The following is an 18,636-nucleotide window of genomic DNA, read 5'->3' on the forward strand; positions in this document are numbered from 1 at the left end:
GGAGTCCCTGATGGGCCAACCCTTCGAGCCGCGATCCGGCGACGGCATCGAGAGCGTCGAACTGAAGTCGGCGCTGGAAGAGCGCTACCTCGCCTATGCGCTCTCCACGATCATGCACCGGGCGCTGCCGGACGCCCGCGACGGGCTCAAGCCCGTCCACCGACGCATCCTGTTCGCCATGCGGCTCCTGAAGCTCGACCCGACCTCGGCCTTCAAGAAATGCGCCCGCATCGTCGGCGACGTCATCGGCAAGTACCACCCCCACGGCGACACCGCCGCCTACGACGCCCTGGTGCGCATGGCCCAGGACTTCGCGCAGCGCTATCCGCTCGTCGACGGCCAGGGCAACTTCGGCAACATCGACGGCGATAACCCGGCCGCCCAGCGCTACACCGAGGCGCGGATGACCGAGGTCGCGCGCCTGCTGATGGAGGGGCTCGACGACGATTCCGTCGACTTCCGGCCGAACTACGACGGCCAGGAGGAGGAGCCCATCGTCCTGCCGGCGGCCTTCCCGAACCTGCTCGCCAACGGCAGCCAGGGCATCGCGGTGGGCATGGCGACCTCGATCCCGCCCCACAACGCCGCCGAACTCTGCGACGCGGCCCTCTACCTGATCGGGCACCCGGAGGCGACCTCGGGCCAGCTCCTCACCTTCGTGAAGGGGCCGGACTTCCCCACCGGCGGCATCCTGATCGATTCCGCCGAGTCCATCGCCGAGGCCTACCGCACCGGGCGCGGCGGGTTTCGCGTGCGCGCCCGCTGGGCCAAGGAGGACCTCGGCCGGGGCACCTGGACCATCGTCGTCACCGAGATCCCCTACGGCATCCCCAAGGCGCGGCTCATCGAGAAACTGGCCGAACTCCTCCAGGAGAAGAAGCTGCCGCTGCTGGCCGACGTGCGCGACGAATCGGCCGAGGACGTGCGGGTGGTGCTGGAGCCGCGCTCGCGCAGCGTCGATCCGGTCATCCTGATGGAATCTTTGTTCCGGCTCACCGAGCTCGAAGCCCGCGTGCCCCTCAACATGAACGTGCTGGTGGGCGGCCTCGTCCCCAGGGTGATCGGCCTGGCGGAAGCCCTGCGCGAATGGCTCGACCACCGCCGCGTCGTGCTCCAGCGCCGCTCGCGCCATCGCCTCGGCCAGATCGAGCGGCGCCTCGAGATCCTCGGCGGCCTGCTCGTCGTCTACCTCGACCTCGACGAGGTCATCCGCATCATCCGCGAGGAGGACGAGGCCAAGCCCGCCCTGATCAAGCGATTCGACCTCACCGAGGTGCAGGCCAACGCCATCCTCGACACCCGCCTGCGCAGCTTGCGCAAGCTCGAGGAGATGGAGCTCAAGCGCGAGCGCGACGCCCTCACCAAGGAGAAGAACGGCCTCGACGAGCTGCTCGGCTCGGACAAGCTGCAATGGTCCGACATCACCAAGCAGATCCGCGCGGTGAAGAAGACCTTCGGCCCCGAGACCAAGCTCGGGGCCCGCCGCACCACCCTGGAGAACCCGCCCGACACCGCCGGCATCGACTTCGCCTCCGCCATGGTCGAGCGCGAGCCGATCACCGTGATCGTCTCCACCAAGGGCTGGATCCGGGCGCTCAAGGGCCACGTCACCGACCTGTCGGGGGTCGCCTTCAAGGGCGACGACGCGCTCAAGCTCAGCTTTCCCACCGAGACCACCGCCAAGATCCTGGTGCTGGCCTCCAACGGCAAGGTCTTCACCCTGGAGGCGGCCAAGCTGCCCGGCGGGCGCGGTTTCGGCGATCCGATCCGCCTGATGGTGGATTTCGACGACGGCACCGAGATCGTCGCCGCCCTGCCCTACCAGCCCGGCGGCCGGTTCCTGGTGGCGGCCAGCGACGGGCGCGGCTTCCTGGCGCCGGCCGATGCCCTCGTCGCCAACACCCGCAAGGGCAAGGGCGTGATGGGCCTCGACGCGCCCGCCACCGCCGCCCTGCTGGTGCCCGCACAGACCGGCGACCACGTCGCCGTGTGCAGCGCCGACCGGCTGCTCCTGGTGTTTCCGATCACCGAGATGCCCGAACTCGTGCGCGGCAAGGGCGTGCGCCTGCAACGCTGCCGCCAGACCACGCTGTCGGACGCCTGCGTCTTCACCCTGGCCGAGGGCCTGCCCTGGCGCGACGCCGGCGGCCAGCCCCGCCTCGCCAACGCCGCCCTCCTGGAGCGCTGGATGGGCCACCGCGCCGACGCCGGCACGCTGATGACGCGCAGCTTTCCGAAGTTCGAGCGGTTCGGGAAGTGAGGGTGAGGTGACGTCGCTGCGGCAGCGATTTTGCCGGTGTGGAGGGTCTACATTTGGGAGGTGCTTTGGACGTCCGGTGTGGGTTGGGAACCCGACGTTGACTCTTCGCCCTGAAGCGAACGTCCCGCCTTTGACCCTCAAGAGCACCGTTGATCCTTAAGAGCAATTGGCGTGCTAGTGGTGGAAATCTGACAGATGGTACCCACGCCCACCGTCCGCGATGGGTGGAGAACTGCCGTCCGCTACTCTATTGGTGGTGCGTCACCGGAGCCGAAGGGTGCGATTTTCTGAGACTTGCATATGTTGATCTTCGATGTGCTGCTTGAATGGGTCGGGCATCGGACCGCTCGGTGGCTTCTCCCAACCATAAGTCTAGGGATCATAACGGCGGACGACATTCTTTCGAACAAACTCGGGTTTAATTGGTTCGGCTTTCAGCAGACCAAGGAAGGCTCACTTCTATGTTCGGCTACTATGTCAGCCTGGATAGGTTTGATCTTCTGGGCCTTGGTGCTCGTTCTAGTTTTAGCCCTTCTTGGCGCGAGTTGAATGTGCATCCTACTGACCGCTTTGGGTCGATTTCGCTGAAAAACCCAGGACCGGATAAAAGCAGCATCGCGGGCTGCTCCAGACGTAGAAGATCGTACCATCGCATCACTTGGAGACCGCCGCGTTATTGGGATTGCACCGGCAATGAGAGACGAACTTTCTCCGAATTGCAACCTTAGATGACGCCTATTGTGCTATATCCGAGTTTTTCAAGAAAATCGGTCGAAAGCCGCCATCCAAATTCGACGTTATGCCAACCTCGTCTTCCGCTCCAGCATCTCGACGGTGCCGGAACTCGCCCTCCGCGCCCGAGGTTGACCGAGCCTCTCCCAAAACAAGCGGCACAGGTTCATGGCGAGCGATTCGACTCTTTCACGACGCCGTCTCATCCAGGCCGGCTCGGCGGCAGTCACCGGGGTGGCGCTGGGTGCGGCGGCTCCGGCCCGTGCCGCCGGGCCGTCGAGACCGGCCGATACCGGTGTGGTCGAGGACGGGCGGGTGACCTTTCCGAACTGGCGCGGCGGCGGCGACATCACCCCGCCGCCGCCGCCGGCCCCGATGCCGCCGGGCGAGCGCGTCGGCTTCGCCGTCGTCGGCCTCGGGCGCCTGAGCCTGGAGGAGCTGCTGCCGGCCTTCGCCCAGACCAGGAAGGCCCGCGTCGTCGCCCTGGTGTCCGGCTCGCCGGACAAGGCGCGGCTGGTGGCGGGCCAGTACGGCATCGCTCCCGATGCGGTCTATGGCTACGACGACTGGGAGCGCATCGCGAAGAACCCGGCGATCCGCGCGGTCTACGTCGTGACGCCCAACGGCCTCCACCGCGAGCATGTCCTGGCCGCGGCCGCCGCCGGCAGGCACGTGCTGTGCGAGAAGCCGATGGCCAATTCCTCGGCCGAGGCGCGGGAGATGATCGCGGCCTGCGAGGCGGCCAAGGTCAAGCTGATGATCGCCTATCGCTGCCAGTACGAGCCCTTCAACCGCGAGGTGACGCGCCTCGCCCGCTCGGGCGAGTTCGGCAAGCCCCGGATGATCCAGGCGTTCAACGGCCAGACCACCGGCCTGCCCGAACAATGGCGCCTCAGGAAGGATCTCGCCGGCGGCGGCGCCCTGCCCGACATCGGCCTGTACTGCCTCAACGGGGTGCGCGCGCTCCTGGGCGAGGAGCCGGTGTCCGTCAGCGCTCGGCTGCATTCGACGCCCGGCGACAAGAAGTTCGCCGAGGTCGAGGAGAGCGTCGCCTTCACGCTCACCTTCCCCTCCGGCGTCATCGCGCAATGCGCCACCAGCTACGGCGTCCATGAATCGCGCCGGTTGCAGGTGCATACCGAGCGCGGCGACATCGACCTGCGCAATGCCTTCGCCTACCGCGGCCAGCGGCTCGTGGTCTCGCACCCCGACGGCAAGGTCGAGGCCCGCGACGAGCGGGTGCTGGCGCAGAAGAACCAGTTCGCCCTCGAGATCGACCACATGGCCGACTGCATCCTGAGCGACCGCCGCCCGCACACGCCCGGCGAGGAGGGCCTGCAGGACCATGTGGTGATGGAGGCGATCTACGAGGCCGCCCGCACGGGGGCGGTGGTGACGGTGGCGCCCCCCGCCGGGGCGGCGGCCGGGCTCGACGCGACGCGGGGGCCGCAACCCGAACCGGCGGGGTGATCCCGACCGTTTCGCGCATGGCGGCAGGGGCGCCGCCCGTCCGGTCGACCCTGTGGCACGCCGGCACTGGCCGCGTGAAAAACGCCCGCGCGGCGCTGCGAGGCGGATAACGGCGGTCAGGCCGGTTGCCGATCTGTCACGACGGCGTGATAGATCGACGCGACCGGCGGTTGTCGCCCTTCCACGAGCCGTTTCGAGAGACGATGAGGCGCTTCTTCCGGTTGCGGGTGCTTGCCGTCGCAGCGCCCCTTCTCTGGCTCGCTCTCGCGCAGACCCCCGTCCTCGCCCAGAACGGCGCTGACGCGGCCGCCGCGCGGCTCGCGCGTGTCGCTCGCGAAGGTGTGCGCATCGGCTCGCCGCTCGGCGCCGGCGACGATCCGCAGACCTCGGTGGCCCAGCCCGAAGCCTCCGGCAAGCCCTCGGCCAACCTGAACACCTCCATCGAGGGGAGTCTGGGCGCCTACGGCGATCCCCTCGGCCTGCGCGCGTTCCTGCGCACCCGGGGCATCGAGTACAGCCTGACCTACATCGGGGAGAGCCTGGGCAACGCCACCGGCGGATCGCGCCGCGGCGCGATCTACCAGGGCCGGCTCGACGTCCAGTTCGACGCGGATCTCGAAAAGCTGATGGGCTGGCAGGGCGCGAGCTTCCACACGAACTACTACCAGATCCACGGCACCGGCCTGTCGCGCTACTTTCTCAACAACATCATCGCCGTGAGCGCGATCGAGGCGCTGCCCTCGTCCCGCCTCTACGAGCTCTGGCTCGACCAGAGGCTCTTCGACGGGCAACTCAGCCTCAAGGTCGGCCAGATCGCCGCCGACACCGAGTTCGCGGTCAGCCAGACCGGGACGCTGTTCGTCAACTCGACGTTCGGCTGGCCCAACATCATGGCCGACGTCCTTCCCAGCGGCGGTCCGGTCTACCCGCTCGCCGTTCCGGCGGTGCGGGCGAAGTATGTGCCGAACCAGAACTTCTCGCTCCAGGTCGGCATCTTCGACGGCGACCCGTCCGGCCCGGCCCGGCCCGACAACGATCCCGACCCGCAGCGCCGCAACCGCACCGGCACCAACTTCCGGACAAACGACCCCGCCCTGGTGATCGCGGAGGCGGCCTATGCCTACAACATCTTGAGCGGCGATCTCGGCGAGCCGGGCACGGTGACGCTGGGCGGCTGGCACCATTTCGGCCGCTTCGACAGCCTGCGGTTCGACGATGCCGGCGGCCGGCTCGCCGACCCCGCCACCACCGGCATCGCCAGGCGCTTCCGGGGCGACAGCGGGATCTACGGCATCGTCGACCAGACCCTCTACCGCGAGCCCGACGACCCCAACGACGGTGCCAGCGCCTTCGTGCGCGTCTCGGGATCGCCGGGCGACCGCAACCTCGTCGACCTCTACGTGGACGCCGGCATCGCCTACAAGGGCCTGTTCAAGGGCCGCTCCGACGACACCGTCGGCATCGCCTTCGGCCTGTCGCGGTTCTCGCGCAGCGCACGGGGCTTCGACCTCGACACGATCCTGGCCACCGGCGTCCCGGGCTCGCGCCGCAGCAGCGAGGCCGTCATCGAGGCGACCTATCAGGCCGTGCTCGGCCCCGGCGTGACGGTGCAGCCGGACGTCCAGTACATCTTCCGTCCCGGCGGCGGCATCGCCAACCCGCGCGATGCCAACGGCGCGCGCATCAGGAACGCCGCCGTGTTCGGCCTGCGCGCCATCGTCCGGTATTGAGGCGGGCGCTAGCCCGTCACTCCGCGGCGGGCATCCGAAGCGAGACGAGGCGCGTCTTGCGAAGGAGGGTCCCGTCACCCGCCTCCACGCCGTCGAGGACGCGCCGCGCGTCGGCGATGGCGGCATGGACGGCGTCGATGGCCAGGATCAGGGCACTGACCGTGCGGTTGTCGATCGCCCGCTCGCGCGCCTGCCGGACCACGTCGGCCACGAGGTCGTCGGTCTCGGTCACCAGCCCGTCGAGGTCGGAGGGAAAGCGCGCCGTGCGGACCTCCTTGAGGATGTCGAGGAGGCGGTCGAGCACCACGTCGATGCGCTCGCGGCGCTTCCTGGCGAGGCGCTGGCCGAGCCAGGCGACGCCGGAGCCCAGCGTGCCGCCGAAGAAGGCGACCAGGTAGATGTAGTCCTCGTAGCGCTCGAAGAGGGTCTGCTGCTCGCGCTCGAAGTAATCCACCGCGCCGGGGTGGTTGGGCAGCCGGGCGCTGGTGGCGGCCACCGTGCTGTCGAACTCGGGCGCCTTCATCTGGTTGGCGAGGGGGGCCGCCGTGGCGAGTTTCGATCGCCATTCGAACAGGTGCTGGACGACGGAGGCCACCGAGACCCGACTGATGCTGCCCCGGGCCATCAGGCGATAGGAGGCCCCCACCGTCTTGATGTCGTCGTCGGGGCGCTTGGGCCGTCCGCCGAAGGTCCCGGCCGGGATGGTGGTCGCCTGCAGCTCCGGCATCCGCTGCACGATGGCCTCGCCGTCGGGCACCGCGACGAAGCCCACCGCCTTGTCGGCGGAGGCCATCTCGACGGCGCGCACCGTCGAGATGGCGGCCTTCGAGGCCGGGGCCGCGATCACCGCGACGGCATCGACCCGGTTCTCCTGCACCGCCTTCGTCACCTCCGACGGCTTGAGCGGCACCAGCACGACATGGCTCGACCCCAGGAGGGCGCCGCCTTCCGGCTCGGCCGCCGCGGTGAGGTCGTAGAAACCCAGGAGGCTCGTGAGGAACGGGATGTCCGCCCCGTGTCGCTCGACGATGCCCAGACGCTTGCGGGCGAGATCGGGAAAGCTCTCCAGCCCCTGCGCCTGCGGCGCGACGATGAGCAGGGCCTCGTCGTGGAGGATCGCCAGGGTCAGGCCGTTGTCGGGCAGGAGCACGTCCGGGCGCACCACGGCGAGGTCGGCGCGGCCGGACTGCAGCGCCCTGGCGCTGTCGCGCACGTCGTCGAAATGCTGGACCTTGAGGCGCACGTCCTCCCGGGCCCGCGCCAGGGCCTGGGCGTAGACGTCGAGGAGCGCCGCCTCGGCGCCGTCGCGCGGGCCAACCGCGACCACGAGGGTGTTGGGACGCGACAGGTACACGATGGCGCCGGCCACCGCCGCCAGCCCCAGGGCCAGCAGGAAGAGGACCCATTCGCGCCTCAGGAGGATTGACGGCGTGCCCAGTGGTCGGCCCTTCCTCGGTTGCCTCGCCTCACCCTCGTCCATCAGCCCGCCGAACCCGTCAGGATCATGATGAAACCATGGCCGATGATGAACCCCTGACCCGGCGGAACGTTGCGCCGCCCAAACCGGTCACCCCGGCCTATCTCGAGCGCGTCGCCCTGCACTACCTCGAACGCTACAGTGCCTCCGTCGCGATGCTGCGCGCCGTCCTCCTGCGTCGCGTCAAGACCCGCTGCCGCCTGCGCGGCGAGGAGCCCGGCGCCTTCGCCGACCTCGTGGAGGCGACGGTGGCGCGGGCGGTCGCCGCGGGTCTGGTGGACGATTCGCGCTTCGCGCAGGCTCGGCTCGCAAGCTTGCGCCGGCGTGGCGCCTCCTCACGCATCGTCCGGGCCAAGCTGGCGGCCAAGGGCGTGCCTCGCGACCTTGTGACGGACGCCCTCGGCAACGAGGCGACGACGGCGGAGGAGGACGGGGTGCCGATCGAGGAGGAGGCCGCCCATGCCTACGCCAAACGCCGGCGCCTCGGCCCGTGGCGCCGGCCGGACCTGCGCGGCCCGTCGCGCGACCGCGACATCGCGGCCATGGCGCGGGCCGGCTTTTCGTATTCGCTGGCGAGCCGGATCGTGGACGCGGAGGCGGAGAAGTGACGGGCCTTCTGCCGCCCGCAAATGGTCGCACGCGGGCCGCCGCGGCGATCGGAGCTTGAACGAACCGGGAACGGGGAGCATCTTCGACCGATGGACGAAGCCCTCGCCAAGAAGCTGCGCATCCTGGCCGATGCGGCCAAATACGATGCGTCCTGTTCCTCGTCCGGTGCGCCCCGGCGCAAGGCCGGCGCGGGCGAGCTCGGCTCGACCACCGGCGCCGGCATCTGCCATGCCTACACACCGGACGGGCGCTGCATCTCGCTCCTCAAGATCCTGCTCACGAACTACTGTCTGTTCGATTGCGCCTATTGCATCAACCGGCGCTCCTCGAACGTCGCCCGCGCCCGATTCAGCGTGGCCGAGGTCGTGACGCTCACGGTGGAGTTCTACAAGCGCAACTACATCGAGGGGCTGTTCCTCTCGTCCGGGATCATCAAGTCGCCCGACTACACCATGGAACTGCTGACGCGGGTCGCGAAGTCCCTGCGACGCGACCACGGCTTTCGCGGCTACATCCACCTCAAGTCCATCCCCGAGGCGAGCCCGTGGCTGATCGAGGAGGCGGGGCTCTACGCCGACCGGCTGTCGATCAACCTCGAACTGCCCACCGAGGCGAGCCTCGAACGGCTGGCGCCGGAGAAGAGCGGCCCGGCGATCCAGGGCGCCATGGCGCAGATCGGTGAGCGCATCGTCGAGGCCAAGGCCGAGAAGCGCCGCTTCTCGCCGGCCGGGCAATCGACCCAGGTGATCGTCGGTGCCGATGCGACCACGGACGAATCGCTGATCCGCAAGAGCGCGCACCTCTACGGCTCGTACAAGCTCAAGCGGGTCTACTACTCCGCCTTCAGCCCGATCCCCGAGGGCTCCTCGATCCTGCCGCCGTCCCCGCCGCCGCTGCAGCGCGAGCATCGGCTGTACCAGGCCGACTGGCTGCTGCGGTACTACGACTTCTCCCCCGACGACGTGGCGGACGCCACCGACGAGGGCATGTTCGCCCTCGACATCGACCCCAAGCTCGCCTGGGCCCTCAAGAACCGCCACCGCTTTCCCGTCGACGTGAACACGGGTGAGCGCGAGATGCTGCTGCGGGTGCCGGGGCTCGGGGCGCGGGCCGTGGACAAGATCCTGCGGGCACGGCGCCACACCCGCCTTCGCCTCGACGACGTGGCGAGGTTGACCTCCAGCCTGAAGCGGGCGCGGCCCTTCCTCATCGCCGCCGACCATCGCCCGACGCAGCTCACCGACAGGCTGGACCTGCGCAGCCGGCTCGCCGAACCGGCAAAGCAGCTGAGTTTGTTTTGAGCGAGCACGGGAAAGTGCGCGCCTCCCCTTCCCCTTGCGGAGGGGGATCGAGGTCGGGGGCGGTTCCGCTCGGTGAGCGGCAGGGTCGCCCGCCCGCCACCACCTCCGGCTCCAGCCCGCAGGGGGGAGGAGCGCACGTTTCGCTCCGCGCGATCACCCTGCGCCCCGGCGCCGATCCCGACGGATTTCGCGACGCCGCCCGCCGCCTCGTCGCGGAAGGGGTGCCGCCGGATTCCGTGTCCTGGCACCTGGGCGGTGCGCTCGATCTGTTCGGAACGGACGCGAGCGACACGCCGGCACCGCCCCTCGCCCTGCCGCGCGGCGTCGGCGACCTCGTCAGGATGGTGGTGCCGCACAGCGACCCGGAGCGCTACGCCCTGCTCTACACCCTGGTCTGGCGCATCCTGCACGGGGAACGGCGGCTCCTGGAAATCTCGAGCGATCCGCTGGTCCACCGGCTCGAGCGCATGCGCAAGGCCATCGCGCGCGACCTCCACAAGATGCACGCCTTCCTGCGTTTTCGCCGGAGCGAGGACGCCGGCATCGAGCGCTTCGTCGCCTGGTTCGAGCCCGACCACCACATCCTCGGTGCCGCCGCGCCGTTCTTCGTCGATCGCTTCCGCTCGCTGACCTGGTCAATCCTGACGCCGGAGGGCTCGGCCCATTGGGACGGCACGGCGCTGTCGTTCGGGCCGCCGGGCCGGCGCGAGGACGTGCCGGCGAGCGACGGCTTCGAGGCCGGCTGGCGCGACTATTACGAGAGCACCTTCAACCCGGCCCGCACCAACCTGCGGGCGATGCGCTCGGAGATGCCCAAGAAGTACTGGCACAACATGCCCGAGACGGCCGCCATTCCCGGCCTCGTCCGCGCGGCCGCCGCCCGGACGGAGGCGATGATCGAGCGAGGACCGCAGATGCCCGTCAAGCGCAACCCGGCCCGCGCCGTCGCCGCCATGGGCGACCAGGAACCCAAGAGCCTGGAGGCGCTGAACGCGATCATCCGGCGGTCGGAGCCGCTGGTGCCCGGCGCGACCCAGGCGGTGCTGGGCGAGGGCCCGCCGGGAGCCATCGTCGCCTTCGTCGGCGAGCAGCCCGGAGACCAGGAGGACCGGCAGGGACGCCCCTTCGTCGGGCCGGCCGGCCAGCTGCTCGCCCGCGCCATGGCCGAGGCCGGGATCGACCGGGGCCAGGCCTACCTCACGAATGCCGTCAAGCACTTCAAGTTCGAGGAGCGCGGCAAGCGCCGCATCCACCAGAAGCCCACCGCCGGGGAGGTGAGCCATTACCGCTGGTGGCTCGACCGCGAGCTCGACTTCGTGGCGCCCAGGCTCGTGGTGGCGCTGGGGGCCACGGCGGTTCTCGCCCTGACCGGCAAGGCGATCCCGGTGACGCGGGCGCGCGGGCCGGCCGATTTCGCCAAGCCCTATGCGGGGTTCATCACGGTGCACCCGTCCTACCTCCTGCGATTGCCGGACGAGGCGAAGGAGGAGGCCTACGGCGATTTCGTCGCCGACCTGCGCCGTATCCACGACATCGCGGCAAGTCTGTAGGACCACCTCCGGTTGCCGGCATCTGATCGTCCACCGGGGGCGGCGGGCCAGAATCTTACCGGACCGAACCGAGACGTGCCTTTCCCGACGCGAGATCGCACCGTTACGGACGGAAACATTGCCTGAACGGTCGTGTTGACTGGCGATCAAGCCCGGCCCGCGGCGGCCGGCGTCAGCGACAGGCGGCGGCATGGCCCATTCGAACGATCCACGACCTTCTCCCGATTCCTCGCTCGGTTCCTCGACGGTCTGGAGTCTCGCCATGGCGACGGCCCTGATCGGCCTCGTCGTACTGCCGCGCCGATCCGCTCCCGCCGGTGCCGTCCCCGCTCCGGCGGGGCCGGTGCGCGAACCTTCCCCGTCCCATGCCGGAGCCGACGCCGAGCAGGTGGCCGCCGAGGAGCCGGATCGCGGCCGCGGTGCGCAGACCCCCTCCGCGATCCCTGTCAAGGGCTGGAAGGACATCGCGATGCGGGTCTACGGCGACATCAAGGAGAACCGGATCGTCTCCGTGGCCGCGGGCGTGACCTTCTACGTGCTGCTCGCGATCTTCCCGGCGATCGCGGCGCTGGTGTCCTGCTACGGGCTCGTCGCCGATTCAGCGACCATCAACGAGCAGATCGCCAGCCTGCAGGGCATCCTGCCGAGCGGGGCCCTCGAGATCGTCGGCGAGCAGGTCAAGCGCATCAACGAGAAGGGCGACACCACGCTCGGCCTCACCTTCTTCACCGGCATCGTGCTGTCGGTGTGGAGCGCCAACGGCGGCATGAAGGCGGTCTTCGATGCCCTCAACGTCGTCTACGAGGAGCGCGAGACGCGCAATTTCGTCTGGCTCAACCTGCGCTCGCTCACCTTCACCGCCGGGGCGCTGCTGTTCGTCGTGCTGGCCCTGGTGGCCATCGTCGTGCTGCCCGCGGTCTTCGCCCTGGTGGGTCTCAGCGAGAAGGCCTGGTTCATCGCGCTCCTGCGCTGGCCGGCCCTGCTGCTGGCGGTGCTGGGCGGGCTGGCGCTGCTCTACCGATACGGCCCCAGCCGCGACGCGCCGAAATGGCGCTGGGTGACCTGGGGCAGCGCCGTCGCCGGCATCCTCTGGCTGGCGGCCTCACTGCTGTTCTCCTGGTACGTCTCAAACTTCGGCAAGTACAACGAGACCTACGGCTCGCTCGGTGCGGTCGTCGGCTTCATGACGTGGATCTGGCTCTCCACCACCATCGTGCTGGTCGGGGCCGAGATCAACGCCGAGATGGAACACCAGACCGGCGCCGACACCACGGTGGGCAAACCGCAGCCCCTCGGAACCCGCCGCGCCCGCATGGCCGATACCATCGGGGCGGCGAGCTGACCGGACGCCGGATCAGCCCTCGTGGCTGATCCGGTAGACGATGCCGTGCTGGTCGTCGCCGAGGTAGAGGCTGCCGTCCTTGGCCACCGCGAGGCCGAACGGGCGGGCGAAGCGCGACCAGCCGCTCGGCCCGCCCTCGGTGAGGAAGCCGGACACGAAGGGCTCGATGGAGACCGGCCGCCCCTTGTCGAACCGCACCCGCAGCACCTCGTAGCCGCTCGGGGGCTTGCGATTCCATGAGCCGTGCATCGTCACGAAGGCGTCGCCGCGGTACTCCGCCGGGAACTGGCCGCCGCGATAGAAGGCGAACTGCATCGAGGAGGCGTGGGCGGTCCAGGTGAGCACCGGCCGCTCGCTGTCCTTGTCCCACTGCTCGAGCGAACTCTTGGGTACCTCGCGGTAGAGGTTCTTCATGCCGTTGCCGAAGATGTAGGGCCAGCCGTATTTCTTGCCGGGCTCGATCCGGTTGAGCTCCTCGGGCGTCTCGTCGTCACCGTGCCAGTCGACCCCGTCGTCCCAGCCGTAGAGGGCCTTGGTGGTGGGCTCCCAATCGAAGCCGATGGTGTTGCGCAGGCCCGAGGCGACGATCTCGCGGCCCGAGCCGTCTGGCTTCATGCGGACCATGGTGGCGTTCTCGGGGTTGCGCTCCTCGCACTCGTTGCAGGTGGAGCCGAGGCTGGCATAGAGCCAGCCGTCCGGCCCGACCGCGATGGTGCGGTTGGGATGCTGGCCGGCGTCGGGCAGGTCGGCGACGAGCCGCCGCTCCGGTCCGAGCCCACCGTCTGCCATGAGCGGCGCGGAAAAGATCTCCTTGACGGTGACGTAGAACAGGCGGCCCTCGTGGATGGCGAGGCCGTGCACGTCGGGCTTCGTCAGCACCACTTTCCGTTTCGCGCCGTCGCCGGCCTCGATCCGGGTGACGGTGCCCGCATCGCGGTCGCTGACGTAGAGCGCGCCGTCCGGGGCCACCACGATGACGCGCGGGGCGCCGAGGCCGGTGGCGAAGGGCGCGATGCGAAAGCCCGGCGGCAGCTTCAAGGATGCGATGCGCTCGGGCGTCGCCTCCAGGGGTGCGGCCTTGACGACGTTCGCCTCGATGCGCGTGCTGCCGGGGGTCTGCAGCGCCTGGGCCAGGGCGGGCAGGGATGCGACGGAGAGGGTGAAGGCAAGGGCGAGGCGGGTCGGACGGCGGGCCGGTGTCATGGAGATCCTGTCGGATGGTGGGTTTGGAGATCCAAAACGGGAACGCCGCTCGAAAATCCGCTGTTCCGCCACGCGACATCGGGGCTCGCGGGACCCGTTTCGATCGGGAGGCGGCGCGGCGCGGATGCCCTTCTTCGGGACCTCGATATGGGTTATCACCGCCTTATGGATCGAGAGACGGCCATCGCCATACTTCGCAAGCACGAAGGCGAACTCCGCCGCCGCGGCGTGCGCCATGCCGCATTGTTCGGATCCACGGCACGGGGGGAGGCATCGATGTCGAGCGACGTCGACGTCATGGTCGCCCTCGACCGCGAGACGGTCCGCGATCTCTACGATTACGTCGGGGTGGTCCACTTCATCTCGGATCTGTTTCCGATTGCCGTGGACGTCGCGAATCGTGATGTCCTGAAAGCCTCCATCCGCGACAAGGTCGAGCAAGACGCGATCCATGCTTTTTGAGCGGGAGCGCGATGCACTGATCGATATCATCGAGAATGCGAAGGCGGCCGAGGAATTTACCACCGGCATGACCTTCGAGGCATTCGCCGTAGACCAGAAAACGGCCTATGCCGTGGTTCGGTGCTTGGAGATCATCTCCGAAGCGAGCCGGCGCCTCAGTTCCGAAACGAAGGCGCGCCATCCCGACCTCCCTTGGCGGATCATTGCCGATCTCGGGAACGTCTATCGTCACAGCTACCATCGCGTCGAACCGGACATGGTCTGGTTGACGCTGAAAGACCGTCTCGGTGCCCTCGTCGCTGCCTGCCACAGCGAAGTGGCGCCTCCGCCCGAGGTTTGAGCAAGACCGCTCACGCCTTTGAAGACACGAGCGTTCTGATTCGATGACTGGCGTTTCCGCAAACTCTCCCGTCGGCCCCGGCGACCAGATCATCCTGGTGGACGGCTCGTCGTTCATCTTTCGCGCCTACTTCCAGTCGATCAACCAGGACCAGAAATACAACACCCGGCCCTCGGACGGCCTGCCCACCGGGGCGATCCGGCTGTTCTGCACCAAGATCGCGCAGTTCGTGCAGGAGGGGGCGGCGGGCATCATGCCGACGCACCTGGCCATCGTGTTCGACAAGTCGGAGGGCTCGTTCCGCAAGGAGCTCTATCCCGACTACAAGGGCCACCGCCCCGATGCGCCCGACGACCTCAAGCGGCAGATGCCGCTGATGCGCGAGGCGGTGCGCGCCTTCGGCCTCGAGCCGATCGAGCTTGAGCGCTACGAGGCCGACGACCTCATCGCCACCTATTCGCGCCAGGCGGAGGCGCGGGGGGCGGGCGTCATCATCGTCTCCTCCGACAAGGACCTGATGCAGCTCGTGGGGCCGCTGGTGCGGTTCTACGACTTCGAATCGGGCGTGAAGGGCAAGCCGGGGCACCGGCCGGAGCGCAACCTCGACCTCGAGGCCATCGTCGCCAAGTGGGAGGGCCTGCAGCCCGACCAGATCGGCGACGCCCTGGCGCTCATCGGCGACACTTCCGACAACGTGCCCGGCGTGCCCGGCATCGGCCTCAAGACGGCGGCGGCCCTCATCAAGGAATACGGCAGCCTCGACGCGCTGCTGGAGCGGGCGGGCGAGATCAAGCAGCCCAAGCGCCGCGAGACCCTGCTGGCGAGCATCGACCAGGCCCGGCTGTCGCGAAGGCTCGTGGCCCTCGAGGAGAACGTGCCGCTGCCCGTGGCCCTCGACGACCTGCGCATGCCCGCCCCCGACCCGCAGAAGCTGGTGGGCTTCCTCAAGGCGATGGAGTTCAACACGCTGACCCGGCGCATCGCCTCGATGCTGCACGTGGACCCGGAGACCGTGAAGCCCGATCCGGCGCTCCTGCCCGGCAAGGACGGCGGCGAGGCGGCCCCGTTCGAGGCGGCGTCCCCCGGCGGCGAGGTCGATCCCTTCGCCGACCTCGGCCTGCCCGACGGTGCGCCCAAAGCCCGCATCCCGGGCGAGGCGACGCCCTCCGCCCTGGTGGCGGCCCGCGCGGCCGAGGCGACCAACCCGATCGACACCACCGCCTATGAGACGATCTCGACCCTGGAGCAGCTGGACGCCTGGATCGCCGAGGCGCGGGAGGCCGGCGTGGTGGCGGTCGACACCGAGACCGACGCGCTCGACGCCAACAACGCCGGCCTCGTGGGCGTCTCGCTCGCCGTGGCGCCGGGGCGGGCGGCCTACATCCCCTTGAAGCACACCGGCGGCGACGACCTGTTCGGCGAAGGCCTGCTGCCCGGCCAGATTCCCTTCGAGGCGGCGCTCGAAGCCCTCAAGCCGCTCCTGGAAGACGAGGGCGTGCTCAAGGTCGGCCAGAACCTCAAGTACGATTGGGTGGTGCTGGCGCGCCACGACATCCGCATCGCGCCCCTCGACGACACCATGCTGATCTCCTACGTGCTCGACGCCGGCAAGGGCGGCCACGGCATGGACGAGCTCGCCCGGCGTCACCTCGGCCACCAGCCGATCGCCTTCTCGGAGGTGACCGGCACCGGCAAGGCCAAGATCACCTTCGACCGGGTGCCGCTGGACAAGGCCACCGCCTACGCGGCCGAGGACGCCGACGTCACCCTGCGCCTGTGGCGGATGATGAAGCCGCGCCTCGTCGCCGAGCGGCGGGTCGCCGTCTACGAGACGCTGGAGCGCCCGCTGGTGCCGGTGATCGCGCGGATGGAGGCGCAAGGCATCCGCATCGACCGGCAGATGCTCAGCCGCCTGTCGGGCGACTTCTCGCAGATCCTGGTCCGCCTGGAGGAGGAGATCCAGGAGGACGCCGGCGAAAAATTCCAGGTGTCGTCGCCCAAGCAGATCGGCGACATCCTGTTCGGCAAGATGGGCCTGCCCGGCGCCAAGAAGACCGCCAACGGCCAATGGGCGACGCCGGCGACCCTGCTGGAGGAACTCGCCCAGGCCGGGCACGAGCTTCCCAAGAAGATTCTGGAATGGCGCCAGCTCGCCAAGCTGAAGTCGACCTACACCGACAGCCTGCAGCAGCACGCCGACCGCCGCACCGACCGGGTCCACACCTCGTTCTCGCTGGCGGCCACCACCACGGGCCGGCTCTCCTCCTCGGACCCGAACCTGCAGAACATCCCGATCCGCACGGAAGAGGGCCGGCGCATCCGCCGCGCCTTCGTGGCGGCCGAGGGCAACCGGTTGATCTCGGCGGACTACAGCCAGATCGAGCTGCGCATCCTCGCCCACATCGCCGACATCCCGCAGCTGCGCCAGGCCTTCGAGGACGGCATCGACATCCACGCGGCCACCGCGAGCGCGATGTTCGGCGTGGCGCTCGAGGACATGACCTCGGACCTGCGCCGGCGCGCCAAGACCATCAACTTCGGCATCATCTACGGCATCTCGGCCTTCGGGCTCGCCGACCGCCTCGGCATCGGCCGGGAGGAGGCCTCCGCCTTCATCAAGCAGTACTTCGAGCGCTTCCCCGGCATCCGCGCCTACATCGACGACACCAAGAGGCTGTGCCGCGACAAGGGCTACGTCACCACCCTGTTCGGCCGGGTCTGCCACTATCCGCAGATCCGCTCCAACAATCCCAACGAGCGCGCCTCGGTCGAGCGCCAGGCCATCAACGCCCCGATCCAGGGCTCGGCCGCCGACATCATCCGCCGCGCGATGATCCGCATGGAGGACGCGCTTCGCGCCGAGCACCTGAACGTCCGGATGCTGCTGCAGGTCCACGACGAACTGGTGTTCGAGGCCCCCGAGGACGAGGTCGCCGCCGCCCTGCCGGTGATCTCGCGGATCATGGTCGAGGCGCCGGCCCCGGCGTTGACGCTACGGGTGCCGCTGGTGGTGGAGGCGCAGGCGGCCGGGAATTGGGAGGAGGCGCATTGACGAGCGATCGGTCGAGCCGTCGCTGATCGGTCAGCCGTCGAACGCCCTGTCGTCGCCAAGGAAGTGCCGATTCGCAGCGATGGGAGCACTTCGCAGAACTGGGAGAAACGCCCCTCGGTGCGCGGTTCCTCCGACCGATCCGCCTCATCCTGAGGGGTACGGAGCGACGCGGAGGCCTCGCAGGAGGATTCCAGGAAGCGCATCGGGTTCTGGAGCCCTCCTTCGAGGCCGCTGTCGCGGCACCTCAGGATGAGGTCGCAGATGGGAAGGACGACATCGAAGCGGCCAGGTGTGTCGGACGATCGGCCGTCGTCAGTCTTGCCCGGATCTTCGGTCAGCCAAGGCGCCCGCTGAGGCCTGTCAGTTCGGCGTCCACGGCACGTAATCGCCCGCCGATACCGGCCGGCCGTCCGGGTTGAGCTGCGAGCCCTTGGGGCGATAGGCGGCCGCCGTGCCGGTCAGGTTCTCGACATGGGGTTTCTGCCACTCGCGCGGGCTGTAGGCCTCCTCGCTCGGGGCGACGTCGCCGTTGTGGCAGAGCCAGGCGCGCCAGCCGGGCGGGACCTTCGAGGCGTCGGCGTAGCCGTTGTAGACCACCCAGCGCCGCTCGGTGCCGACCGAGCGGTCGATCAGCGGGCCTTGCGCCTTGTAATAGGTGTTGCCGGCCTCGTCGGTGCCGACGAGCTGGCCGCTGCGCGCCGTGTAGAGCGCCAGCGACATCGTCTGCCCGTTCCACCAGGTGAAGATGCGCAGGAGCGTGTCCTTGAGAGCCATCGCCGTCGCCTGAAGGGGGCGTAGGCGCCCCGTCTGTGTGATCGCGCGGGACTATGGTGAGGGGGGACGGGGAAGTCCAGTCGCGGCCCGCCCCCGGCCCCGGCTGCGACCGGAATCCCACACCCGCCCGTTAACCAGGCCCGGAGCCCGGCCGATGTCGTCCCGGCCTGTGCGCCGACAATTTTTCCGGGCGGATTCCGCCAAGCGAAAACAGCACTTACCGGTGGCCTCGCGATATCCACAGGATTTGCATCGCCGACACAACATCTAGTCGGGAACGTAGCCGGCGCACACTAGTTGTTGACGCAAGCGGTCCGGTCGCGATACGGTCCTC

General features: G+C 69.1%; 13 protein-coding genes. 10 read left to right on the forward strand and 3 right to left on the reverse strand.

Annotated elements, in window-relative coordinates; all coding sequences use genetic code 11:
• Positions 1-10: 10 nt before the first annotated feature.
• The 3 genes from parC (at position 11) to ASG59_RS09950 (ending at position 6,192) form a co-directional block, all read left to right on the forward strand.
• On the forward strand, positions 11-2,260 hold the full coding sequence (gene parC, locus ASG59_RS09940; RefSeq protein WP_056408670.1) for a DNA topoisomerase IV subunit A: 2,250 nt from the start codon (positions 11-13) through the stop codon (positions 2,258-2,260).
• A 900-nt stretch (positions 2,261-3,160) separates the two neighbouring features.
• Positions 3,161-4,462 (forward strand): Gfo/Idh/MocA family oxidoreductase, encoded by a 1,302-nt coding sequence (locus tag ASG59_RS09945; protein ID WP_056408672.1) that lies wholly within the window; start codon positions 3,161-3,163, stop codon positions 4,460-4,462.
• A gap of 203 nt (positions 4,463-4,665) precedes the next feature.
• The gene (locus ASG59_RS09950; protein WP_056408675.1) at positions 4,666-6,192 is read left to right on the forward strand and encodes a carbohydrate porin; all 1,527 of its coding nucleotides are present in this window, start codon (positions 4,666-4,668) and stop codon (positions 6,190-6,192) included.
• A 16-nt stretch (positions 6,193-6,208) separates the two neighbouring features.
• Here ASG59_RS09950 and ASG59_RS09955 read toward each other — a convergent pair whose 3' ends face one another.
• Complete coding sequence (locus tag ASG59_RS09955) at positions 6,209-7,609, reverse strand: TAXI family TRAP transporter solute-binding subunit (RefSeq protein WP_056408888.1); 1,401 nt, start codon at positions 7,607-7,609, stop codon at positions 6,209-6,211.
• A 98-nt stretch (positions 7,610-7,707) separates the two neighbouring features.
• Here ASG59_RS09955 and ASG59_RS09960 point away from each other — a divergent pair, with 98 nt between their 5' ends.
• From ASG59_RS09960 to ASG59_RS09975, 4 genes are all read left to right on the forward strand, one after another.
• On the forward strand, positions 7,708-8,277 hold the full coding sequence (locus ASG59_RS09960; RefSeq protein ID WP_055879417.1) for a regulatory protein RecX: 570 nt from the start codon (positions 7,708-7,710) through the stop codon (positions 8,275-8,277).
• Positions 8,278-8,367: 90 nt separating this feature from the next.
• Positions 8,368-9,579, forward strand: coding sequence for a putative DNA modification/repair radical SAM protein (locus tag ASG59_RS09965; RefSeq protein ID WP_055879420.1), 1,212 nt, complete (start codon positions 8,368-8,370; stop codon positions 9,577-9,579).
• Positions 9,580-9,731: 152 nt separating this feature from the next.
• On the forward strand, positions 9,732-11,129 hold the full coding sequence (locus ASG59_RS09970; protein WP_056408890.1) for a UdgX family uracil-DNA binding protein: 1,398 nt from the start codon (positions 9,732-9,734) through the stop codon (positions 11,127-11,129).
• Between the two features lie 190 nt (positions 11,130-11,319).
• Positions 11,320-12,471 carry a YihY/virulence factor BrkB family protein gene (locus tag ASG59_RS09975; protein WP_055879423.1) on the forward strand — a complete coding sequence of 384 codons (1,152 nt, stop codon included), beginning with the start codon at positions 11,320-11,322 and terminating at the stop codon, positions 12,469-12,471.
• A gap of 12 nt (positions 12,472-12,483) precedes the next feature.
• On the opposite strand, the gene ASG59_RS09980 is transcribed toward ASG59_RS09975, so the two are convergent.
• Positions 12,484-13,674: a PQQ-dependent sugar dehydrogenase gene (locus tag ASG59_RS09980; protein WP_056408677.1), complete on the reverse strand. Its 1,191-nt coding sequence runs from the start codon at positions 13,672-13,674 to the stop codon at positions 12,484-12,486.
• A 147-nt stretch (positions 13,675-13,821) separates the two neighbouring features.
• On the opposite strand from ASG59_RS09980, the gene ASG59_RS09985 reads away from it, so the two are divergent.
• The 3 genes from ASG59_RS09985 to polA are packed head-to-tail and all read left to right on the forward strand — an operon-like array spanning position 13,822 to position 17,528.
• Positions 13,822-14,136, forward strand: coding sequence for a nucleotidyltransferase domain-containing protein (locus tag ASG59_RS09985; RefSeq protein ID WP_244472225.1), 315 nt, complete (start codon positions 13,822-13,824; stop codon positions 14,134-14,136).
• Positions 14,126-14,476 carry a HepT-like ribonuclease domain-containing protein gene (locus ASG59_RS09990; protein ID WP_056408679.1) on the forward strand — a complete coding sequence of 117 codons (351 nt, stop codon included), beginning with the start codon at positions 14,126-14,128 and terminating at the stop codon, positions 14,474-14,476. Before ASG59_RS09985 ends, ASG59_RS09990 begins: the two co-directional genes overlap by 11 nt.
• A 43-nt stretch (positions 14,477-14,519) precedes the next feature.
• Positions 14,520-17,528: a DNA polymerase I gene (gene polA / locus ASG59_RS09995; protein WP_056408682.1), complete on the forward strand. Its 3,009-nt coding sequence runs from the start codon at positions 14,520-14,522 to the stop codon at positions 17,526-17,528.
• Positions 17,529-17,888: 360 nt separating this feature from the next.
• Here polA and ASG59_RS10000 read toward each other — a convergent pair whose 3' ends face one another.
• A complete protein-coding gene (locus ASG59_RS10000) occupies positions 17,889-18,302 on the reverse strand; it encodes an NADH:ubiquinone oxidoreductase subunit NDUFA12 (protein ID WP_056408684.1) in 414 nt (137 codons plus the stop codon).
• Positions 18,303-18,636: the final 334 nt, after the last annotated feature.

The sequence above is a fragment of the Methylobacterium sp. Leaf466 genome (genome assembly GCF_001425565.1).
Taxonomy (GTDB): Bacteria; Pseudomonadota; Alphaproteobacteria; order Rhizobiales; family Beijerinckiaceae; genus Methylobacterium.